Annotated in this window: 22 protein-coding genes; 17 read left to right on the top strand and 5 right to left on the bottom strand. The window is 44.5% G+C overall.

Annotated elements, in window-relative coordinates:
* Nucleotide 1 precedes the first annotated feature (1 nt).
* Nucleotides 2-739: an NADH-quinone oxidoreductase subunit B family protein gene (locus AXX12_RS16430; protein WP_066245070.1), complete on the top strand. Its 738-nt coding sequence runs from the start codon at nt 2-4 to the stop codon at nt 737-739.
* Nucleotides 740-917: 178 nt separating this feature from the next.
* Nucleotides 918-1,676, top strand: a complete 759-nt coding sequence (locus tag AXX12_RS16425; RefSeq protein ID WP_066245068.1) for a nitroreductase family protein — start codon at nt 918-920, stop codon at nt 1,674-1,676.
* A 154-nt stretch (nt 1,677-1,830) separates the two neighbouring features.
* Here AXX12_RS16425 and AXX12_RS16420 read toward each other — a convergent pair whose 3' ends face one another.
* The 3 genes from AXX12_RS16420 to AXX12_RS20060 form a co-directional block, all read right to left on the bottom strand.
* On the bottom strand, nt 1,831-2,544 hold the full coding sequence (locus AXX12_RS16420) for a polysaccharide deacetylase family protein (protein WP_066245066.1): 714 nt from the start codon (nt 2,542-2,544) through the stop codon (nt 1,831-1,833).
* Between the two features lie 16 nt (nt 2,545-2,560).
* Complete coding sequence (locus tag AXX12_RS16415) at nt 2,561-3,238, bottom strand: N-acetylmuramoyl-L-alanine amidase family protein (protein ID WP_066245064.1); 678 nt, start codon at nt 3,236-3,238, stop codon at nt 2,561-2,563.
* 277 nt (nt 3,239-3,515) lie between these two features.
* Nucleotides 3,516-4,055 (bottom strand): 3D domain-containing protein, encoded by a 540-nt coding sequence (locus AXX12_RS20060; protein WP_066245061.1) that lies wholly within the window; start codon nt 4,053-4,055, stop codon nt 3,516-3,518.
* A 271-nt stretch (nt 4,056-4,326) separates the two neighbouring features.
* On the opposite strand from AXX12_RS20060, the gene AXX12_RS16405 reads away from it, so the two are divergent.
* The gene (locus AXX12_RS16405; protein ID WP_231881926.1) at nt 4,327-5,505 is read left to right on the top strand and encodes a M20 family metallopeptidase; all 1,179 of its coding nucleotides are present in this window, start codon (nt 4,327-4,329) and stop codon (nt 5,503-5,505) included.
* Nucleotides 5,506-5,561: 56 nt separating this feature from the next.
* Here the strand turns inward: AXX12_RS16405 and AXX12_RS16400 are convergent, their stop codons facing one another.
* Nucleotides 5,562-5,840, bottom strand: coding sequence for a hypothetical protein (locus AXX12_RS16400; protein ID WP_066245059.1), 279 nt, complete (start codon nt 5,838-5,840; stop codon nt 5,562-5,564).
* Between the two features lie 220 nt (nt 5,841-6,060).
* On the opposite strand from AXX12_RS16400, the gene AXX12_RS16395 reads away from it, so the two are divergent.
* From AXX12_RS16395 to AXX12_RS16375, 5 genes are all read left to right on the top strand, one after another.
* Nucleotides 6,061-6,966 (top strand): PHP domain-containing protein, encoded by a 906-nt coding sequence (locus AXX12_RS16395; protein ID WP_066245058.1) that lies wholly within the window; start codon nt 6,061-6,063, stop codon nt 6,964-6,966.
* A gap of 55 nt (nt 6,967-7,021) precedes the next feature.
* On the top strand, nt 7,022-7,519 hold the full coding sequence (locus tag AXX12_RS16390) for a ferritin family protein (RefSeq protein WP_066245056.1): 498 nt from the start codon (nt 7,022-7,024) through the stop codon (nt 7,517-7,519).
* 129 nt (nt 7,520-7,648) lie between these two features.
* Nucleotides 7,649-10,900, top strand: a complete 3,252-nt coding sequence (locus AXX12_RS16385; RefSeq protein ID WP_066245250.1) for a DEAD/DEAH box helicase — start codon at nt 7,649-7,651, stop codon at nt 10,898-10,900.
* A gap of 299 nt (nt 10,901-11,199) precedes the next feature.
* Nucleotides 11,200-11,658 carry a methylated-DNA--[protein]-cysteine S-methyltransferase gene (locus AXX12_RS16380; RefSeq protein ID WP_066245053.1) on the top strand — a complete coding sequence of 153 codons (459 nt, stop codon included), beginning with the start codon at nt 11,200-11,202 and terminating at the stop codon, nt 11,656-11,658.
* 1 nt (nt 11,659) lies between these two features.
* Complete coding sequence (locus tag AXX12_RS16375; protein WP_066245051.1) at nt 11,660-12,280, top strand: DNA-3-methyladenine glycosylase family protein; 621 nt, start codon at nt 11,660-11,662, stop codon at nt 12,278-12,280.
* Nucleotides 12,281-12,553: 273 nt separating this feature from the next.
* Here the strand turns inward: AXX12_RS16375 and AXX12_RS16370 are convergent, their stop codons facing one another.
* Complete coding sequence (locus AXX12_RS16370; protein WP_066245049.1) at nt 12,554-13,237, bottom strand: DNA alkylation repair protein; 684 nt, start codon at nt 13,235-13,237, stop codon at nt 12,554-12,556.
* A gap of 168 nt (nt 13,238-13,405) precedes the next feature.
* On the opposite strand from AXX12_RS16370, the gene AXX12_RS16365 reads away from it, so the two are divergent.
* The 9 genes from AXX12_RS16365 (at nt 13,406) to AXX12_RS16325 (ending at nt 22,852) form a co-directional block, all read left to right on the top strand.
* Complete coding sequence (locus AXX12_RS16365; RefSeq protein WP_066245043.1) at nt 13,406-13,975, top strand: bifunctional transcriptional activator/DNA repair enzyme AdaA; 570 nt, start codon at nt 13,406-13,408, stop codon at nt 13,973-13,975.
* On the top strand, nt 13,972-14,910 hold the full coding sequence (locus tag AXX12_RS16360) for a DUF1848 domain-containing protein (RefSeq protein ID WP_066245040.1): 939 nt from the start codon (nt 13,972-13,974) through the stop codon (nt 14,908-14,910). Before AXX12_RS16365 ends, AXX12_RS16360 begins: the two co-directional genes overlap by 4 nt.
* A gap of 43 nt (nt 14,911-14,953) precedes the next feature.
* The gene (locus tag AXX12_RS16355) at nt 14,954-15,691 is read left to right on the top strand and encodes a sulfite exporter TauE/SafE family protein (RefSeq protein WP_066245039.1); all 738 of its coding nucleotides are present in this window, start codon (nt 14,954-14,956) and stop codon (nt 15,689-15,691) included.
* Nucleotides 15,692-15,806: 115 nt separating this feature from the next.
* Nucleotides 15,807-16,742, top strand: a complete 936-nt coding sequence (locus AXX12_RS16350; RefSeq protein WP_082816935.1) for a substrate-binding domain-containing protein — start codon at nt 15,807-15,809, stop codon at nt 16,740-16,742.
* Entirely contained in the window at nt 16,739-18,169 is a 1,431-nt protein-coding gene (locus AXX12_RS16345; RefSeq protein WP_066245035.1) for a HAMP domain-containing sensor histidine kinase, read from the top strand. The genes AXX12_RS16350 and AXX12_RS16345 overlap by 4 nt, the downstream gene beginning before the upstream one ends.
* Nucleotides 18,170-18,173: 4 nt before the next feature.
* Complete coding sequence (locus AXX12_RS16340) at nt 18,174-18,830, top strand: response regulator (protein WP_066245033.1); 657 nt, start codon at nt 18,174-18,176, stop codon at nt 18,828-18,830.
* 137 nt (nt 18,831-18,967) lie between these two features.
* Nucleotides 18,968-20,671, top strand: coding sequence for an ABC transporter permease (locus tag AXX12_RS16335; protein ID WP_066245031.1), 1,704 nt, complete (start codon nt 18,968-18,970; stop codon nt 20,669-20,671).
* Nucleotides 20,672-20,721: 50 nt separating this feature from the next.
* The gene (locus AXX12_RS16330) at nt 20,722-21,801 is read left to right on the top strand and encodes an ABC transporter ATP-binding protein (protein ID WP_066245029.1); all 1,080 of its coding nucleotides are present in this window, start codon (nt 20,722-20,724) and stop codon (nt 21,799-21,801) included.
* Between the two features lie 16 nt (nt 21,802-21,817).
* Nucleotides 21,818-22,852 carry an ABC transporter substrate-binding protein gene (locus AXX12_RS16325; RefSeq protein WP_156478709.1) on the top strand — a complete coding sequence of 345 codons (1,035 nt, stop codon included), beginning with the start codon at nt 21,818-21,820 and terminating at the stop codon, nt 22,850-22,852.
* The last annotated feature ends 223 nt before the right edge of the window (nt 22,853-23,075 follow it).

Raw genomic sequence — 23,075 nt, 5'->3', positions numbered from 1 at the left:
AGTGATCAATATCTTGCGTAAAATTCTCTATACCGGAACGGTAACTGAAAGATATGACGCTGCTTCGCCTGCACCGCGCGCCCGTGGCGCAGTTATGGTGCAAGCGTCCGCCTGTACTGACTGCCGCCGCTGTGCCGCCGCTTGTCCGGTGGGAGCGATTACGCGGCAGGACGATCATTTAACCATTGACTACAATACCTGCATCTTTTGTGGTCATTGTGTAGAACAGTGTGAACACGGCGGTATTAAGCAGAGTGGTGAGTATCGCCTGGCTAGCCTCGCCGGACAGTTAGCTGAACCCGCCGGACAGGGGCTGCGCCATCGGATACTCTCAGTTCTCGGCCGCTCGCTGCAGATCCGGCATGTGGATGCCGGTTCTTGCAATGCGTGTGATTTTGAGATGAATGCTCTTAGCAATCCTCTTTATGATTTGCAGCAATATGGTATTGATTTCGTGGCTTCGCCACGGCACGCCGATATGTTAATGGTGACTGGAGTTGTCACCCGCAATCTGACTCAGGCGCTCTTGATGACTTATGAAGCCGTTCCTAAGCCGAAGCTGGTAATGGCCGTGGGTGCATGCGCCGCTGGCGGAGCGACTTTCGGCCAGACCTACGCGATTCGCGGCGCAGTCAACGACCTTGTCCCAGTTGATATCTATGTACCAGGCTGTCCGCCCAAGCCGCAGGCATTACTTCATGGTTTGCTGCTGGCGCTCGACCGCCTATCCGAACGATGATAGGAGGCTGTTAGAAAACGCCCATCTGCGTTGTTGCTCCTGCGGTTACTTGCTTGCGTACCCGTATCGTACGCGGCGCTGCGTAATCCTCGTCGCGCCTAGCATCTGGGCATTTTCTAACAGCCTCTCTTTTTTATGGTTGCGTGTTTTTTGAAACACGCTCTAATAGGGGGGCAGTATGGATAACAACGATTTACATTCAGTAGTATTCCAGCGTAAGTCGATTCGCAAGTATGACCTCACTCCGTTAGCGGATAGTACGATGGCAGAGATAACGGAATTTGTTCGATCTTTGCAGCCACTTGATGCTACAATAAAGACCGCAATGAAATTTGTATCGCAAACAGAGGTGCATCATAATCTGTTGCGCATTAAGGCGCCGCATTATCTTGTCGCCTTTTCGGAGAACAAGGCAGGCTATTTGACCAACATCGGTTTTATGCTGCAACAACTCGATTTGTTTCTGTCTGCTAAGGGCATCGGTAGTTGTTGGCAGGGAATCCCCAGGCCGACGAACGAAGTGCGAGCCAGCTCTGAGCTGGAATTTGTCATTGTTATGTCTTTTGGTATGGCAAAAGAGCCCTTATACCGCAACAGCATACAAGAGTTCAAACGAAAACCGTTGGATAAAATTAGCAATACAATCGGCTTGGACGATTTGCTCGAACCAGTGCGCTTAGCTCCGTCAGCGACAAACAGCCAGCCTTGGTTTTTCACTGGCGATCATCGTCTGCTTCATGCATATTGTGTTAAAACGAATTTCCTGAAGGCTTTGATTTATGAAAAGATGAATCAAGTGGATATGGGTATTGCGTTGTATCATCTGTGGCTGGCAGCCCAGGTTGCTGGTAATAGCGTAACCTTTGGTCAAAATGACGAAGCAAAGGCTAATCCGCCGGACGGATATTATTATATTTGCAGTGTAGAGTCAGGATAATTCAGCTAAAAAGCAGATAACGAATGCTAGCCCCGCGAATTTCGCGACGAGCGAAACTTGCGGGGCTTTTCCCTTTTGGAATTTCATGTCCCTAGATAAGTGCGACTAGGATTCAGATGGAGTTAAAGATCCATCTGAATCCTAGTCTTCTTTACTAGCGGAACCAATCGAGGGAATGCCGAACCTCATTATATTGTAATAGCTCGCTGATGGTGACAAATTCATAGCCGAGCTTACGGAGACGGTCGATAATCGTTCTAAGCGCTTGCGCTGTGGGTAAGGGGTACTGGCCATCGTGAAGCAGGACGATGCTGCCAGGAGTAATATCCGCTAATACTCTGTCAACCACTTTTTCGCTCGGCGGGCGGCTCCAGTCATGCGGATCAATTGACCATAGAATTGTCGTATAGCCTCGTTGTTGCGCGATTTCAAGCACTCGTGAATTATATATGCCGCCAGGCGGACGGAATAAAGTAGGCTTAGGGGCGATTGGCAGAAGCGCTTTTTCGGCTTTATCAAATTCGTCGAGGATTTTCTGCGGGCTTAACTTAGTCAATATTGGGTGGCTATAGGTATGCATACCAATCTCATGACCGTCAGCTACTTCCTGAGCCAGAATCGCTGGCGATTGTTGGGCATTTACCCCAAGAACGAAAAAGGTCGCTTTTACCTGTTTTTCTTTTAAAACTGTCAATATCTCTGGGGTGATTTTATAATGTGGGCCATCGTCTATTGTCAATGCCACGACCTTCTGATTAGTAGAAATCTGAGAAATGGTGTGTGTGTCTTCTGATTGGTGCATTTCAGCGACACCGACGATCACTGCAAGCAGGGCTACCGTTAGAAACATCCTGTGGGGCTTAGTCATCAGTGGCCCCTCCCTTTTACTGATAAAAATTGTTAATGCCGGCGGCGATTGCCTCAGCCAGCTTTCGTTGATATTCTGGAGATTGTAATAACAAACGTTCGTCCTTATTTGTGATATAGCCTACTTCGATGAGCACGGCGGGTATTTTGTTGCGGCGTAATACAAAGTAGCCAGCCGCACTGGGCGTGAGGGGAGCTTGCGTAATTTTACGCAGTTCTGCTTGAATACTATTCGCTAATGCTTTCCCTGATTCCGACTTGGCATAATAGAATACCTCAGCGCCGTGCCGTTTGGCACTGGCGACAGCATTGGCGTGAATACTGATAAAGGCATCTGCATCTGATTCTTCGACCATTTCCACGCGTGCCATCAGATCGCGATGATAGCGTCCTTTGACATTTTCACTGTCACACTCAGTGCTAAGCTCGATATCTGCTTGGCGGGACAATGCGATTTTTGCGCCATACTGATTCAGAACCTCTTTAAGCTGTAATGCAACCATCAGATTAATATCTTTTTCGCGTACGCCCGGCCGGTTTGCGCCAGGATCAATACCGCCATGACCGGCATCGACGACAATAACCTTGCCGGTTAGTTTATGGGCAGCATTGTATGTATATAATGGGTAGAACAGCAAAATAACAGGTAATAAAAGCAAAAAAAAGTGACGTTTGCCAATATATAAGATTCTCATGGCATGATCACCTCACAATGAAACTATATGCGAAAAAAGCAGATCAATGCTAAAACTAATGCGGTTCCTTAGAAAATATTCTCACTTTTTTGCACTGACCGTCGGTTTAAGAATGGTTAAATCTCTATCGTATGTTTCTTACGATTCCTTACGTTACTCTAGAAAAAGGCAAAACGAAAAGAGGCTCTAGCGTTACGCTCGAGCCTCTTTAGTTACTCAGATGGGAGGCGATCAGGAGTAACTGTATTCAGTCTTGCTGCATACGTTTACTGCTCGCTCAGACAACAAAAACCTTAACAGGTTGCACACCAAATTTCTCTGCTTCACCTACAGTCCATTTAGCAATGTCAATACGGTTGCCTTTAATCGCGCCGCCAGTATCTTCGGCTATAGCATACTCACCGTGCCCGTCAGGATATTGAATATAGACTCGTGATCCCAACGGAATAACTCGCGGATCGACGGCGATGATACCAGGGCGAATCTGAGTGCCGAGATAGGTTTTATTACCCCATTGATCGTTATCATGCGGACCAGGAGCATAAGCTGTTGCCTTGATATCCAACACTTTCTTATATTCGGCAGGTGCCCCATTCGCTTTGTTCGCTGTTTGCGCTGCCATACTGGTATCACCAACTGGTATCGAATTTTCATCAGGGGCGTTCTCCGTAATGGGACTAGCCGAAGCTTGGGCGATTAACGCAGGAACACCCGGCAATGATGCTCCGGCCAGTATCGCGACCCCGGCAACTGCGGCCGCAAGATGCTTGTACTTCTTTTTTAAACGACTAATCGTATGGCGACGCTCATGTTTCATGATTTTATTCCTCCTTTCATAATGATAGTGTTTGCTGACCGCTTTTTCGCATCCTAAGTAATTTTTGTATGAATCAAAATAGCATTTCATAACTGCCAATAAAACGATACAATGATAATAATTAAAATCTTGGAAAGTGATTTACAATAATAGGGGCGGGACAAACATAGGGTGCGCCAAAATCAGCGGAATTCACCTATGAGGCTAAAGTACTTCGCCGTTTCCTTTGCCGCAGCCGATTGAGAAGTAATATTAGAGGAGGAGTTGCTGGGTGAATAGAGAAAATAGCTTGCAGAAACAAACAATATTTAAATTTATTGATGATCATCGAGAAGAAATGCTGACTTTATGGCGTGATCTTGTCAATCAGGAAAGCGGTTCAGCTGATAAAGAGGGAATTGATAAAGTTCAGGCCAAAATCAAGAATTTCTTAGAAAATGAGGGCGCTGTGGTCCGCATTGTCGAGTATGAACAGGCGGGTAATCTGCTTATCGCCGAAATCGGCAGCGACCGTACTCAATCGCCTGTACTTTTCTCTGGTCACGTCGACACGGTATTTAAGAACGGTACTATCGAAAAGCGGCCGTTCACCATTCGGGACGGCAAAGCCTATGGACCGGGCGCGCTTGATATGAAGGGTGGTGTGGTGGCATTCCTTTATGCGATCAAAGCCCTCAATGCTGCCGGCTTTGCTGAACGGCCGATTAAGGTGCTGCTTGCTGGTGACGAGGAGATTGGCCATGCCAATTCCAACGCGGCAGAGGTTTTTGTCAAGGAAGCCGCCGGATGTATTGCCGCCTTTAATTGTGAGACTGGATTCGTTGATGATGCTATCGTGGTCGGGCGTAAGGGTGTCGGCAGATACGACATGGAGGTTCGCGGCGTTGCCGCCCATGTTGGCAATGACCCGGAAAACGGCCGCAGTGCGATCGTCGAGATTGCTCACAAACTGCTTGCTATTGAAAAACTCACAGACTGGCAGGCGGGAACCTCTTTTAACGTCGGCGTTATTGAAGGTGGCACAGTGCCGAACGCTACTCCTGATTATGCAAAAATCAAGATTGATGTGCGCTTTGCGGACGAAACCGCAATTCCTAAGTTCACTAAACAATTGGAAGATATTGCAGCGACAACTTACGTGCCTGGTACGACAACGACGATGACAGGCGGCGCCAGCTTTAAGCCGATGCAGACCACCGAAGGAGTCAAACGCCTGTTTAATCTGGTGAAAGAAGTCTATGCGGAGAATGGCTTTGGCACGCCGAATGAAAAAGTGGTCGGCGGCGGTGCTGACTCGGCCTATACGGTCATTGCCGGTGTGCCGACAGTTTGTGCCATGGGTGTCAAAGGCGGCCGCAACCATAGTCCTGAGGAGTATGCGCTGGTCGAGAGTGTATTTGAGCGTGCTAAACTGTTGGCAGACTGTGTGCTGAATTTGAACAGACTGTAATGAAAAGGCTTCGCACCAGAAAAGTGCTGGTGCGAAGCCTTTTTCCATGTAAACACTTAAAATTCTTCCCCTGCCATAGCGGCGGAATTAGATTTGATTACATAGTTCAGTTGACTAATCCCATTACGTGAATAAATCTTCACATATACCGGTAAACAAACCAACTCGCCAATACTATAGAACGCTGTGGGACTCCATTCGTCAACAAAAAAGTCAGCATTGCCGTCATTAATGCGGTATGTTACGACGATACGCTCACTATCTTTGCCAATAGTCCGTTTTGTTCTGCCGGTTATTGCGCCGCAAATCAACAAGCCTTTTTTTTCGCTATTCATTGTTCTCACTCCTTTTGAAACTATTTCAGTGTAAAGCATTCCTGACGTGCCGCAAAATCAACCTTATGAAGACAAATATCAATTGGCGGCAGGAGATGTTTGGCGTAATGCGGAATTTGCAAGTAGCATATGCTGACTCTAAGAAGGCTAACTGTGCCGATTATGCATTTTTTCAGGTCTAATTTTAGATAGATGAGAAAAATATATACGGGAGGAAGCAATGAAAGTAGATTTACATATACACACTGCAGCAAGCGGTGATGGCGAGTTTTCACCGCAAGAGATTGTCAAACTCGCTAAAGAGAATCAGCTTCAAGCCATTGCCATAACGGATCATGATTCGATTAATAGCATTGAATCAGCTCTCTATTGGGGTGAAAGATATGGAATTGAAGTCATTCCCGGCTGCGAATTTTCTGCTCAATATAAAGACAAATGGTTGCATGTTTTGGGCTATTTTATCGATCACAATAATCCTGCTATAAAAAAATGGTGCAAAAAAATCGAAAAGAGCCTTGAGGAAAATGTTGATATTCAAATTGCCAAATTGCGCGAAGCGGGGTTTTATTTAGATAAAGATAAGGTGGTTGAGAGTGGAGCCCAGCCCATGCCGGTTAGTTATTGTCGCGCGATGTTTCTCGATCAGCGTAATAACGATAACAAGCTGATGAATCAATATCGCTCACAGGAAAATCACATCATCAAGTTTTGCATGGATTGGATTGTAACAGGTAGGCCGTATAATGCTCCTCGCTATATTCCGGGGGTGCAAGATGTTATTAGCCTAATCATACAAAGTGGCGGCGTTCCTGTCTTGGCTCATCCTGCGGCCACTCTTACTCATGACGAGGATTCGTTACTCTATGATCTTTTGGGATTTGGGCTGATGGGTATTGAAGCTTTTACTACTTGGCACACGACAGAACAGGAAGAACATTATTATCGATTCTGCCAGGCGAATAAGGTCCTAGCCACCTGTGGCAGCGACTTTCACGGAAAAACTAAACCTCATATTCATATTGGGCAGGTAAAGAGCAACAGTTATGAGGTACTGGAGTGCTTAAAAGATTTATACGGGATAGTCAAACATAAAAAAGCAAATTGTAGAATAAACGGTATTTATTGAACTTAAGGCCAAATGGCCTTACAATAGAGTTGGTAATAAAAATAGGAGGTTCACGATGAATATTTTTGATTACGCCTTAAAAATGGAGCTAGATGGTGAAGCGTTTTATCGAAATCTTGCTGCAACTGTGAACGATGCTGATCTAAAAACAGTTTTAGAAGCTCTTGCTGATGATGAGCAACGTCACTATAAAATCATTCAGCTAGCTCAACGGCAGACATTTCAATATATTGAGTCTGACCCTTCCTTACGTAAACTAGAAAATGTTTTTGCTAATCAAGAATTTGTCGGAGATAAGCAAGCATTTATTGCAAAACTAAAAGACGAACAAATTGATGTATATCGGGCAGCGTTGGTAAAAGAGCAGGAGAGTGTGGAACTCTACAAGAAACTAAAAGAAAGTTCCCAGCAGCAAGCGGAAATAGTAATTTGCGAAAAGCTTCTCCATGAAGAAAAAAAACATGCTGAAGTCATTGGCAATATTATTGAAATGTTGAACCATGTGAATGACTGGGTAGAGGCAGCAGAGTTTAATCATCAGGATGCCTATTAAAGTTTTCACTAGTGTCATGTTTGCAACTAATTTAGTCGATACTAACTAAACCGAGTACTGATCAGGTGGGGAGTATCCCCACCTTTTTTAAGGATATAGGCAGAACAGCAAGGAAGAGGAATGGCAGCAATGTTGACAGACGGAATAATTAGATCAGAAGCAGCAGGCGCCTCATATGCTAAAGGCCGCGAATACTATCTGGATGGCGCAGTACGGTCGCTACGCTTTTCCGAAGAAGATAATCGTTTTACAGCCCGGGTGACTGGCTGGAACTTTTATTCAGTATCTGTCAATTTTGACCAACAGCATAGCTTGCGGGACTACGAATGTGACTGTCCGGCATTTCAGAAATATCAAGGTGCCTGTAAGCATGTTGTCGCCGTGCTGATGAAAATCCAGAAAGACTGGAAAACGTATTTTGGCACTGAACTAATCGATGACACGTTGCCGTTGACGCTCGCCACCCGGAAGCTGCTGGCTTTTTACCGAAGTAACTTAACCGATGTGGCGGCGCCAGTTCAGCCAGAGACAGTCAACCTCATACCAATTTTTGCTTTTTCGATCATGTCTGGCGGTAAAACAAGCTGGCTGGAGTTCATGATTGGGACGGAACGGATGTATGTTGTAAAGGATATTCCGCGACTACTAGAGGCGCTGGCAAATAATCAGGAACTGAACTATGGCAAAGCTTTTAGCTTGCAACCCAGTAAGGCAGTTTTCACAGACTCGTCAAAAGCCTTACTTGATATGCTTTCTCAGGCATATACGGAGGAAAAAGACCGATCCAGATGGAGCTATAGCGCCTCTGCCGGCTCAGCGTTTTCTGACCCGCGCCGGTTCAAGCTAACTAATACGAATTTGTTGCGATTTTTTGCGGTAATGAAGGACCGTTCATTTGCTGCACAGATTAATCAACAGTCTGTAGGAGACGTGCAGATACGTGCTGAGAGGCCGCCAGTCAATCTGTCTGTTAACGCAATCAGCGGCGGTCTGAAGCTATCAATGAATCTGGCAGACGATGTCTTCTATGGTCTCGATAAGGACTTTCATTACCTATACCATCGACAGAGCATCTACCAGGTTGATGATGCGTTTGCCAAGCAAATTAAGCCATTACTGAACTGCTTCAGCGACAATCGAAAGCCGGAAGCATACATTCCGGCGACGTTGGTATCTGATTTTATTGATGCTATGCTGCCTGCGTTAGAAACCATTGGCACAGTTCACATGGATGACTCAATTAACAACCGCTTTTTCCGCGAACCTTTAGAAAAACGAGTTTTTCTTGACAAATATGGTGACGGCATGAGCGCTCGCATCGAGTTGCAATATGGCAAAATCATTCTCAATCCCGCTGACCCCACGACGGCAGAGCCAAGCCTTCAGGATAAGTGGTTGCTGCGCTCGACAGCAGAAGAAAGTCAATTGTTGGGCTTGTTTCGTAAGCACGGCTTTACCGCTGCAGCTGGCAAGCTGGTACAGTCAGACGAGATGGAAACCTATAATTTTTTGCAGCAGACCTTGCCAGAATTGCGGGATATTGCAGAAGTTTATCACACTGATGAGTTTAAACCGGTCAACATTAAACAAATGGAGAAAATCACTGCCGGCGTGCGGCTGAATACAGACCGCGACATGCTGGAGCTTTCGCTTCACTATGGAGATGTCTCACCCAAAGACTTGATCGAGCTGCTTTCTGCCTATAAATTGAAAAAACGCTATCATAGATTACGGGATGGCTCGTTTATTCCGCTTGATTCGCCTGACTTTCAGACGGCAGCCAATCTTATCCAACAGCTTGGCCTGCGTACCGCTGATATTGAAAAACCTGTCATTGCCTTGCCCAAATACCGCGCCATGTATCTCGATAGTGTAGCCCGGGAAAACACGGACTTTTCGATCGAGCGCAACAGCGCGTTTAAACGCATGGTGCAAGACATCCGGGAACCGCAGGACATCGAGTATACTGTCCCTAAAGGCATAAAGGGAAAACTGAGAGAGTACCAGAAGACTGGTTTCAAATGGCTGAAGTCACTTGCCAACTATGGGTTTGGCGGAATATTGGCTGACGATATGGGCTTAGGGAAAACTTTGCAGGTTCTCACGTTTATTCTGCTCGACAAAGCGGAGAAGCCAGCTCCCTCGCTAGTTATCGCGCCAACCTCGCTCATCTATAACTGGCAGGAAGAAGCTGCAAAATTTACTCCTGACCTTAAGGTCATCGTGATATCCGGTCAGCAGGCCGAACGGCAGGAGCGTCTTCAGGATATCGGCCAGGCAGATCTGGTCGTGACCTCCTACGGCCTGATCAAACGGGACATCGAGCTGTATGAAGAATTCACTTTCAAGTATTGTTTTTTGGATGAAGCGCAAAATGTCAAGAATCCCAATACCATGAACGCCAAGTCGGTAAAGCAGCTCAAGGCAAGCAGTTATTTTGCTCTCACCGGAACTCCTATCGAAAATACGTTGACAGAATTGTGGTCAATCTTTGACTTCATCATGCCTGGCTACTTGCGCACACATAAACAATTCACCAGCAGGTTTGAAACCCCCATTGTCAAAAATGGCGATCAAACAGCTCTGCAGGAACTAAATCGGCATATTAAACCCTTCATTTTGCGGCGCATGAAAAAAACGGTCTTGAAAGAGCTGCCGGAAAAGATTGAAAGCAAAATGACCTGCGAAATGACTGATGAGCAAGCTAAGTTATACGGTGCGTGGCTGTTGCAGGCGCAGGCCGAATTTGAGCAGGAGATGGTCGCCAATGGGTTTGCCAAGAGTCAGATCAAGATACTATCTCTCTTAACCCGATTGCGGCAAATCTGCTGCCATCCTTCACTTTTCCTAGAGAACTACCAGGGCGGCAGCGGTAAATTGGAAATGCTGCAGGAAATACTACAAGACGCAATTGATGGCGGTCACAGAGTTTTGCTATTTTCTCAGTTCACCAGTATGTTGGGTATGATTCAACAGGATTTAGACGCAATGCAGATCTCTTACCATTATCTAGATGGGTCAACCAAAGCGGAGGAGCGAATTCGGCTGGTTAACTCGTTTAACTCTGGTGAAAAAGCTGTTTTTCTGATCTCGTTAAAGGCGGGCGGGACAGGTCTAAATCTTACTGGTGCCGATATGGTCATTCACTTTGACCCGTGGTGGAACCCGGCAGTGGAAGATCAGGCAACAGACCGAGCCTACCGGATTGGGCAGAAGAACTCGGTTCAAGTTTACAAACTAATCACCAGAAACACGATTGAAGATAAGATTTATACCTTGCAGCAGAAAAAGAAAGAAATGATTGACGCTCTGATTAAGCCTGGAGAGAATTTTTTAACCAAAATGAGTGAAGATGAGATCAGGGAACTGTTTCGCCAATAGATTTGAACGGCAAAGGGAAAGGGTCAGCCGCGAAAACAAAGCCTTGTAGCGTAAGGAACGGAACACGAATGCCACGAGACGACACGAACGCAACTAAACGATAATAAACGGCACTTTTGTGGCGCTCGTGCATCGCTAGTGCCGCTGGTGTTCATCGTACTTTTCATATGTTCGTATCAGCGCATTTTCTTACATATCTAGAGCCTTAGCTGAATTGAAAAGTGATATTCCGAAAGACAAACAGATGCCGTTCTCGTATGATAGACATATAGCAACAGGTACAATCGGAGGCAAGAGTAATGAAAAACGCATATATCTATCAAACGTCTATCGGCGAAATCGGCATTGTGGAGAACGGAACTGCGATTACACATTTATATTTCAACAGAGAAACCGCTCCGCAGGATGCTACTATAAAGGAAACGGCTTTACTCAAAGAAGCAGGTCGGCAGCTTAAAGACTATCTGGCAGGAAACCGGAAATCATTTGATCTTCTGCTCGCCCCTGACGGTACAGAATTTCAACAGCGTGTTTGGCAGGCTTTGCAACAAATCCCCTGCGGCGAAACCCGCAGCTACGGAGAAATCGCCAAGAGTATTGGTCAGCCAAAGGCTGCCCGCGCAGTCGGCCTGGCTAACAACAGAAATCCGATTTTGATCTTTATCCCCTGTCACCGTGTCGTCGGCGCCAACGGAAAGCTGATTGGCTATGCAGGCGGACTGGAAGCCAAGCAATATCTGTTGAATCTGGAAAGATAGCATGCAAACTGTTACCACAAAATTGTTCGAATATGGCCAAACGGAAATAGATTACTTAACAAACGTGGATCAAACACTCGGGGCTGCCATCGAGCGAATGGGAAGAGTCGAGCGTGAGGTCATTCCCGACCTGTTTACTGCTCTTGTCCACTCAATGGTTGGGCAGCAGATTTCTGTCAAGGCGGCACATACGATTTGGTGCAGAATGCAGGAGCGTTTTGCTGACATTACGCCACAAGCCATGGCAACCGCGACAGTAGAGGCAATCCAACAGTGTGGCATGACCACCCGCAAAGCGGGTTATATCAAGAGTATTGGCGAAACCGTGACACGGGGTGAAATTAACCTGGCGGAACTGTATGAGCTGCCAGACGACACAGTGATTAAGCGTCTCTCGACACTTCGTGGTATTGGTGTCTGGACAGCGGAAATGCTGCTGCTGAATTCGCTAGAGCGCCCTAACGTTGTTAGCTGGGGAGATCTCGCTATTCGGCGGGGCATGATAAACCTGTACGGTCTCACAGGGATTAGCAAACAGCAGTTTGCACAATATAAAAAGCGGTATTCGCCGTATGGATCTGTTGCTTCGCTTTATCTTTGGCAACTATCTGTTGACAGATGATAACTATTGGCCATTTACGTGATAAGTTTCCATAAAGAAGACTTGCTCAGATGATGAGCAAGTCTTCTTTTATAAAGCTACCAGAATTTATAGGTTTTTTGAAGCGGTGAGACCTTGCAACGTAAGGATCACTAGCTATTTAGCGGCAGAGTCTTCTACAAAAAGAATGTTAGTCATCCATAGTGGTGCTAGTGCCGCTTGTGGAGTTTGTGCTATCGGAACCCGTACTTTCTCAAAGGGCCGCGGTTTTTCTAGTCGCTTGGTTATTTTGCGTTACTTGCGTTTCATACTGCGAATCAGCGCTTTCGTTTCTTTGTCTACGCGAAAGGATTCTGTGATTTTTTGCAGTGCTTTATTATAGGTAAAATCATCTAGTGTATTATTCTGTAAATATGCCATGGTTTTCTCCGGATAGTTAATAAAACAGATAGAAATCGCCCAGGCTACCGCCATTTTAACGTAATAGCCTTCATGCTTCGCACCATCCAGAAGGGTCAGCACCTGGTCAATGTACTCGCCTTCCATGTAAAAATCCAGCATCATTACGATACCGAATCGTAATTCAAATTCTTTTTCCGACAGCAGATAAGGCTGGATAAATTCCCAAACCCGCATCCTATGTTGTTTCGTGATTTTCAAGCTGCTACAAAAGCTGTCGCACACTCCCCAGTTGTTAATCTTCGGAACAAAAGCGGCGACATAGGCAAGTATCTCGTCTATATCAGCCTTTGCGTAGCCGATGACCAGTCCTTGCAGCATAACTTCTTCATAATACTCATCCTGGGCCATCGCTAGATAACCGCGCCAATCACCTTTGGCCAGTTCCTTGGCAAGCTCCCGCAACAGCGGCAGTCGCACGCCTAAAATATTGTTTGTTCCTGGCAGTAAACTACTGTGAAATTGTCGATATTCCTCATCCACAAGTTCGAGAATGCGTTCTCTTACCGTCTCGTCCATTAAATCCTCCGTATTTTGCTTCAATATTACTTTTATTTTATCATAGTGGTATTAGCCAATTAAAGTGATAAAAATTACAACATGAAATACCGAAAGACAACCGCAAAACGCTTTGGTACAATGTGAATATGACAATGTAGGCGTTCAATGGCATTGAGAAGGGGGCGTATGGCACTGACTAATCAGGAAAAGTGGAACGCGGTCATTCATAACGACCCTTCCTATGATGGCGTGTTTTTTTACGGCGTGAAAACAACAGGAATTTTTTGTCGACCGTCATGCAAATCGAAGCAACCGCTAAAAGCGAATGTTGTATTTTTTGATACTATCGCACAAGCCTATGCTCATCGATTACGCCCTTGCAAACGATGCCGGCCGGATTTGCTTGAGTTCAGGCCGATGTTGGACTTGCTGGAAAAAGCAAAACATATTTTTGATACTTATTTTAGTGACCGTCACAAACTTGCAACTGAAATCAAAGAGTTGGGCGTCAGTCAAAATCATTTCATTCAATTATTCCGCAAGCAATTTACGATGACGCCTGTAGAATATGCCAATAAACTGCGCGTGGAAAAAGCGATGCAATTGCTGGCAAATACGGATACCACGATATTGAATATTGCAATGCTATCTGGATTTGGCAGTCTTTCCACATTCTATGATTTTTTTAAAAAACAAGTCGGACTAAGTCCCAAGGAATATCGCAAAACACAAAATACCAACGGTGATAAGAAATGATTATCAGCGCCAGCAGACGGACGGATATTCCTGCTTTTTATTCGGAATGGTTCATCAAACGTTTGCGAGAAGGCTTTGCCTATATCAAAAACCCAAGAAATTCGCAGCGGATCGCTAGTGTTGAGTTGAACGCAGATGTCGTTGATTGTATTGTGTTCTGGACAAAAAACGCGCAGCCAATGCTAAGCCAGCTGGATACCATTGACACGATGGGCTATCCATATTATTTTCAATTTACGATTACGCCATATGATGAACAGGTGGAAAAAGGATTGCCTGCGAAATCGGAAATCATGGAGACCTTTAAACGATTAAGTGATAAAATCGGCAGGCACCGTGTCGTCTGGCGTTATGACCCGATCATCGTCAATGAGCAATTATCTGTGCAATATCATTTTGATATGTTTGGCAAAATGTGCGATATTCTTTGCGGCTATACGAATAAGTGCACTTTCAGCTTTATCGACCTGTACGCGAAAATGCAAAAGAGTGTAAAGGGGATTGTGGATTCCGAGGTGAACACGTTAAACATAAACCAAATTGCCCAGGGGTTTTCTGCGATTGCGAAAGGTCACAGCTTAGAGCTTGCAACCTGCTCTGAATTAATTGACCTCAGTTCGTATGGCATTGCCCATGCGTCCTGCATTGACCAAGCCATGATTGAGGATGTCATCGGCTGTTCCATTCGTGCAAAAAAGGACACTAACCAGCGTCTTGACTGCGCCTGTATGGATAGTATTGATATAGGAGCCTATGACTGTTGCTCTCATGGCTGCGTCTATTGCTACGCCACAACGAGTGAAAATCTGGTGCGTAAAAACAGACAGTTGCACGAATCGGATTCGCCCATGCTAATCGGTCATCCTGCCGGAGATGAAATAATGACAACCAGAGAAACAAAATCGCTAAAAATTATGCAGATGTCATTATTGTAAGAAACGGCATACATTGATGCGAAAAGTGAAAGGAGTGCGCAAGATGGAGGGGGTATTTTCACAGTACATCATATTAATTCTTGTTACATTAGTAACGTCAGTGATTACACTTTTTACTGGTTTTGGGGTTGGTACAATTATGATGCCAGTTATGGCTCTATTTTTTGATGTAAAAGTGGCAATTTTCCTTACCGCTATTGTCCACTTTTTTAATAATATGTCGAGATTAGCCTTATATCGGTCAGAAATAAACTGGAGAATCATACAACGCTTTGGGATTGTGAGCTTAATTGGAGCCATTATCGGGTCTTACGCTCAGATCTACATAGATAGTGATTGGCTAAAAGTCGGCGTTGGCCTGTTTTTAACAACATATGCTTTACTGTCATTGATTCCTAATAACATTAAGTTTAAATTGCCTAGTAATGTTGATTTTATTGGCGGCTTTCTATCTGGTTTAATCGGTGGTTTAATTGGTAATCAAGGAGCAATCCGTTCGTTGTATCTATTGAACTACGGTTTGGAAAAGAAGGAGTTAATCGTCTCTTCCGCGCTCATTGCTATCATCATTGACTCGACGCGTATCCCGGTCTATGCTTATACTAACCTTCATTATTTGCAGGAAAATATAGTTCTGCTCTCCCTGATTGTGCTATCAGCGATTTTAGGGACAGTTGCTGGTAGCAGAATATTACCCAAAGTCTCATATGATTTGTTTAAGAATATAATATTAGTTGGAGTTCTTGTTCTCGGAGTGTTAATGGTTTTAGGAATCATCTGATGTGTAGGTTATCCATATGCTAAAAGAAAGTTAATGTATATTGATAAGCAGGAATTGAGGAGTATGTCTGAGAAGTAAGAGGAGTCCTATAGTAGCAAGATAGTAATCGGAGATTATGATGCGTGCTATATTTTTCATCTTTTTATTCATGCTAAATTCCTCTCTTTTTATTTCCGGCTGCGGCTTTGGTGATTCAAAGCCTTACATTCGCTTTAAAGAGACAGAACAACTTCAACAGGTGAAGCAAAGCTCCGCCAAGGAAACCATTCAGCCGCTACGCATTGTTGTATCGTCAGTTTTGCCGTACAAAGAAACTAGTGGCTACTATCGGCAAATTGCCGAACACTTGGCTATCCAAATAGGGCGTCCAACAGAGCTGATTCAGCGTCAAAGCAATATGGAAGTGAGCATCTTGCTGGCGAATGGAGGAGCGGATATTGCTCTGTTTTCGACGGGAACTTATGTGTCGTATGCTGAATCTCATACTCTGGAAGCGCTAGCTATGCAGCAGAGACTAGGCACTCCCTTTTATTACTCTTATGTTGTTGTGCCCAAGGATACTGACATCATTACGTTCGCGTCGTTACGAGGAAAGTCGTTTGCTTTTACAGATACTTTAAGCTTTTCCGGCTATCTTATCCCATCGTATATGCTAAAAAGAAGCGCAATGACACCTGAACAATTCTTTAGTCGATATCTTTTTACCTATAGCCATATGAAGTCGTTGCGCGCTGTGGCTGAGAGGGTTGTGGATGGGGCAGCGATTGATAGTTCGGTATATGAATATGCGAAAGAAAATTCCCCGGAATTGATTGATGCAGTTCGCATCATATCTACCTCGATGCCGATAGGAACAGGGCCGGTGGTTGTTAAGAAAAATATGAGTGAAGACCAGAAGGAATTATTACGCAGTATCTTATTAAATATGCACCATAATGTAGACATGCGGCAGACTCTAAAGGGCCTGATGATTGACCGTTTTATTGCGGCAAAATCCGAATACTACGAATATCCTGCGAGAATTACGCAAGAAATGAGATCACAGCTATGATGCGGTTTCATGATCTCAGTATTTATCGAAAAGTGGTTGCAGTGGTTCTGTCTGTTGTGTTTCTGCTTGGCTTCCTATCTGCTGTTGTGATATGGGATTCGCTAAGTGACCTGATGGGGCAACAGCTTGAACGGCGTGGCGCTGAGATTGGGAATCATGTTGCTTCATTAAGCACAAATCATATCTTGGTAGACGATCGTTATGCTTTGCATGAGTTAATTCATGAAACAAAAGTCAACACTGAAGATGTTAAATATATTTTGATCACCGACCATCAAGCAAGAGTTATCGCCCATACGTTTCCGAGCGGGATTCCCAAAGGGCTGAAAGAACTGAATGTCTCCCCAAAGGATACTGAAACGCGAGTCGTTCCATATAACAGTGATGAAGGGCAAATCCGGGATATCCTCGTTCCCATAGAAGGTGGATCTGTCGGTTATATTCGAGTTGGCATAGCAGAAGAGGGAACAAAGGACATCATTGGCCGCACGCTGAAAAAGTTTGCTGTCATTATTCTTGTTGTGTGCGTGCTAGCCGTTTTATTGGCTACGAAGATGGCAAGCTTAATCACGGCCCCCATTAGTAAACTGGTTTTAGTTTCACAGGCCATTGCAAAAGGTCAGTTGCATACGAAGGCAGATGTCAGCAGGAATGACGAGATCGGTAAACTGGCATTAGCCTTCAATGAAATGGCATCAAGTCTGGCCGCCACCAACGACGAAAGAGATTCTTTGGTTGGAACACTTCGTGAAAAGGAATACATTAGGACAACTCTACTCAATAAGCTCATCACAGCCCAAGAGGATGAACGCAGACATATTTCACGGGAACTGCATGATGAAACCGGACAGTCCCTTACTTGGCTAATCATGTCAATGCGGGCTCTTGCCGATAAGGCGGCAGACGATAAACAGCGTGAGGTATTGCTAAACGCTCGTGATGTTGCCTCAGAAGTTCTTGGGGAAATACGAGATATGGCTGTGGAGTTACGACCACCAGTGCTTGATGATCTTGGCGTTATAGCCGCTATGAAGAAGTATATAGCGACCTACCAGCAGCGCTTTGATATCAATGTAAAATTTTCCTCAGTTCCAGAAATAAACAATTTAGACAAACGGATTGCCGTTGCGCTTTATCGCATCATGCAGGAGGCATTAACGAATATTGTCAAGCATTCAAAAGCTACTGTTGTCGATGTGAGTATAAGTCATAACCAAAATTCTATATTTATGCAAATAGCCGATAATGGTCATGGAATTGCTGACGATGAGTTAGAACAGGCAGTTAGACAAAACCGCTTGGGCATTTATGGGATGAAAGAAAGAGCGGAATTACTTAATGGGACTTTTCAGATGCTGAGTTCTTCCCTAATGGGTGGAACAACGATTATCGTAACCATTCCATTTGAAGAAAGTGAAGGGGAATAGGCAGATGGCAATTCGAATCTTGTTGGCTGATGACCATAAACTCGTGCGGGCTGGATTAAAAATGTTAATCGAGAATGACGCTTCGCTTGAGGTGGTCGGAGAAGCTTCTGATGGCAATCAAGCATTACATTTCGTTGAAGAAAAGCAACCGGATATAACGATCTTAGATATTGCGATGCCGGGGATGGACGGAATACAATGCATCAAAGAGATTAAAACCAGAGGTTTGCGAACAAAGATTATTGTCCTTACCATGTATGAAGATGAGAACTATATTAAAGAAGTTATGCTCGCAGGCGCCGATGCCTATATCAAGAAGAGCTCGGTAGATAGTGAACTGTTTAAGGCAATCAACCACGTCGTAAGAGGGGAAGTCTACTTAAATCCGGCAGATTCACGAGCGCTAATTTCTGTATTGCGAGTGGGGCAGGACAAGCCAGATGATAACGATCCTTATTCAATTCTAAGCCCGCGTGAGCGCGAAGTATTAAAACTGCATGTACGAGGACTATCGATGCGAGAGATCGGCGAGCATTTGGCTGTCAGCATCAAGACAGTCGATACCTATAAAACCCGCATGATGGAAAAATTGAACTTTACGAAAAAGAGCGAGTTAATCGATTATGCCTTGAAGTATGGCTTACTTTCAGATAAAAGTTAAATAGAAACCGGCTGTCGGAAATTTTCCGACAGCCGGTTTCTGTTTTTCACTACGAGAAAAGATGGGTTTTACTGATTAATTATCCGAATTGTATATGCAATAATTAGATAAAAGAGCTATTTGGGGGAGAAAATACGATGAACTTAGCGCGGCAGTTAAATTACAATATCCGCTCAGAAGTAAAAAATCTTAAAAAGATAGTAAGAGATCCGGTATTAACAGCAGCTATTCTGTTTGTTATACTATCGCTTTTTATCTTTATTATTGTTCCTTTGCTTACCATCCTTCAACAAAGCATCTATTCAAATGATGGCAGCATATCCTTCTCTGCCTACGCAAGAGTGTTCAGCTCTAGCGAAAACCTAAAGGCACTGGCGAACACGCTTTTTCTAGCGACGGTGGTCGGCATTCTGTCTACAATTGCCGGCTTCCTTTTTGCCTATTGCTTTGCATACCTCAAAACAGCAGGGAAAAAGATATTTAATTTCATCGCTATTTTACCAATGATCTCGCCACCGTTTTCGGTAGCTTTATCGATTATTTTATTATTTGGCAGCCGGGGTTTAATCTCTAACACGCTTCTGGGGTTACGAGATAGCAATATATATGGCTTAAAAGGGTTAATCGTTGTACAATCTCTTTCTTTTTTCCCTATTGCCTATTTGTTATTAGTCGGCATGTTTAAGTCTATTGATCCTGCTGTCGAGGAAGCAGCCCGAAATTTAGGGGCATCGAAGTGGAAAACGTTTAAGCGAGTCACTTTGCCCTTAGTCACACCGGGGATAGCGAATGCATTTCTACTCGTCTTTATCAAATCGGTTGCAGACTTTGCTAATCCGATGGCCATTGGCGGCAACTTCCAAACGCTGGCAACACAGATTTACATCCAAGCAATTGGTAATTATGACATGCAGGGCGGTGCGGCTGTCGCGGTTATCTTGCTTGATATATCGATTATCTTGTTCATCATCTCAAAATACTGGGTAGAGAAAAAGGTATATGTTACAGTTACAGGTAAGGCTGCCAGAGCCAGAACCCTCATCGCTGATCGCTCAGTAGTTTGGCCTGTCGCCGGGATTTGTTATGCAATGTCACTTGTTGTTATTCTGTTGTACGCGTTAATTCCAATTGGGTCTGTTATAAAGTTGTGGGGTATAAATTACAGCTTGACACTTGATCACTACCGATACGCCATCAATGTCGGCGGCAAGGCAATTTTTGATACAACATGGCTATCGCTTGTCGCCACCCCTATTACCGGTGTGTTGGGGATGATTATTGCTTACTTAGTTGTCCGAAAGAACTTTATCGGTAAAGGCTTTATTAACTTCGCATCACTGCTGAGTATAGCAGTTCCAGGGACTGTAGTTGGCATTGGCTTTATTCTAGCCTTCAATACCAAGCCCCTTGTGTTGACTGGTACTGCTGCCATACTCGTCATTGCTTTTATTATTCGTAGTATTCCAGTTGGCATCAGAGCTGGGGTATCATCACTCCAGCAAATTGATCCAAGTATTGAGGAAGCAGCAGCAAACTTAGGGTCGAGCTCGACTCAGGTATTTACGAAGATTACACTGCCTTTAATTAAAAGCGCTTTTTTTAGCGGTCTGGTCTATAGCTTTATTCGCAGCATGACATCCATCAGCGCGGTGATTTTCTTAATAACCGCTAAATATAACTTACTGACTGTCGCCGTGCTCGATCAGGTAGAATCAGGCAAGTTTGGCGTGGCTTCCGCCTTTTCGACGATCTTAATTTGTATTGTCTATGTGGCCATTATCATCATGAATAGGGTGCTGGAATATGTCGGCGCCAGTGACAAGAAAATTGAATTGACGTAGAGAAATATAACGAAAAAATGATCGTATTAATCATTTGAGGAGTGAAAGTAATGTCTAATTTATCTCTCAGAGGGATCGTAAAAGAATTTGTTACTGGAGCTGAAGACGTATTTCGTGCTGTAGATACTGTTTCGGCCGAAATCCATAGCGGCGAGTTTGTTACTCTGCTCGGGCCGTCTGGTTGCGGAAAAACAACGATTTTACGAATGATCGCCGGGTTTGAAATACCAACAGAAGGAGATATCTTGATTGGCGAGCAGCGTATCAATGATCTTCCACCCGAAAAACGCGATACAGCGATGGTGTTCCAAAGCTATGCATTATTTCCTCATTATAGGGTTTATGATAATGTGGCTTTTGGCTTGAAAATAAAAGAGTTACCCAAGAATGTGATTGATGAAAAGGTCATGAACATTATCGAACTGGTCGGCCTGAAGGGGATGGAGAACCGTTTCCCAAATCAGCTTTCAGGTGGCCAGCAACAACGGGTTGCTTTGGCGCGAGCGCTGGTAATGGAGCCTAAAATTCTATTATTCGATGAGCCGTTATCTAACCTTGACGCCAAATTACGAGTACAAATGCGTAAAGAAATTCGAAGAATTCAACGCAAACTTGGTTTGACCAGTGTCTACGTTACCCACGACCAAGCGGAAGCATTGAGTCTTTCTGACAAAGTTATTGTGATGAAAAACGGCAAGATTGAACAAATTGGAACGCCAACAGACATTTACCAGCATCCCGCATCTGCATTTGTCGCTGAGTTCATCGGTGGTACGAATTTTGTTAAATCGATGATCAAAGACGTTGATCAACACATTATCCATTGTGATGTCTTAGGGCAATTACTGCCCATACCGCGCAAATCGCCGACTGAATTCCGCATAGGAGAGGAGGTTCAACTTGTAGTACGTCCAGAAGTGATACGGCTTGGCCAAACAGGCAGTTACGACGGGGAGGTGGTATTGTCAACCTTCATGGGAGCAATTCAAGAATATACGGTCACAGTTGGAGGATTGGATTTTTATGTGGAAGAAGCCGATCCTGCCGGAAAACAAATTTACGCTGAAGGCGAAAAAGTAAAGGTTTCGTTCGGGTTGGATAGTCTTCACATCATCAAAGATAACTGTTGAAGGGGAGAGAAAAATGATGAGAAAACGGCGTCAGATTATTGCTATGGGGCTAGTTGTGTTGTTTTTGGCATCTCTGTTAGCAGGATGTGGCGGGCAAGCGCCTGCTACGCCCCAGAAACCAAAGGAAGTAACTATGTATATCGGCACCGTCGAGCAGCAGGCATTAGTCATTGCCAAAGAGTTTGAAAAAGATACCGGAATTAAAGTAAATTTTGTTCGGATGAGCGGCGGGGAAACGCTTGGCCGGATACGAGCCGAAAAGCAAAGCCCTAAGGCAAGTGTCTGGTATGGTGGACCAGCAGATACGTTTATTGCAGCAAAGCAGGAAGGCTTACTGGAAGCTTACAAATCGAAGAATGCTGAAAAAATTCCTGATAATTTTAAGGACAAAGAGGGATATTGGACGGGAATATATCAAGGCTACCTAGGGTTTGTACTTGATGGGCGTTTTTTTGAAGAAAGAAAACTTCCTTTGCCTAAAACTTGGGCTGATTTGCTAAAACCAGAGTTCAAAGGCCAAGTAATGGTGGCTAACCCTGGTTCAGCCGGTACGGCCTATACGGTACTTTCAACACTAGTACAGTCAAAGGGCGAAAAAGAGGCCCTTGAATACATGGCAAAGTTACATAAACAAATAAAACAATATACCAAGGCAGGAGAGGCCCCGGCGCGGTCTGCCGCTTTAGGTGAGGCAGCGGTCGGGATTACCTTTATTCATAATGGCATTCGCCTGATTAAAGAGGGCTATACAAATGTCAAACTTTCAGTTCCCGAAGATGGTACTGGTTATGAAGTGGGCGCAGTAGGTATCATCAAAGGCGCGCCCGAGCTAGAGGCTGCCAAAATATTCGTTGATTGGTGTCTAACCAAGAAAGCCCAAGAGCTGGGACAAAACAACGGTTCATACCAATTCCTGACCAATCCGGAAGCCAATCCCCCTGCAGAAGCGTTACCATTTAAGGGCGCCAAACTCATTAATTATGATCTTAAATGGTCTGGCGATAACCGGCAACGTCTAGTTGAATCGTGGAATAAAGCAATTAAAGAATAACTGAAACACCGTAACGACGGAAAGCGGCCTCGAACCCTTTGAAAAATGGGTTCGAGGCCTTTTGCTATGACATTAGCAAGCGGAGATTAAATATCAACAGTGGCTAGTCTTAAGGGATTTGATCCTCCTGTTCGTAATAGAACAGGAGGCAGTACATAAATGTAGACTTGCTTCAGGTGGAGTTTTAACTCTAACTGAAGCTTAGTCGAATTTAGACTGAGGC

It is taken from the genome of Anaerosporomusa subterranea (assembly GCF_001611555.1).
Taxonomy (GTDB): Bacteria; Bacillota; Negativicutes; order Sporomusales; family Acetonemataceae; genus Anaerosporomusa; species Anaerosporomusa subterranea.
The sequence above is the reverse complement of the archived record's forward strand: the minus strand, read 5'-3'. Positions and strand labels throughout refer to the sequence as shown.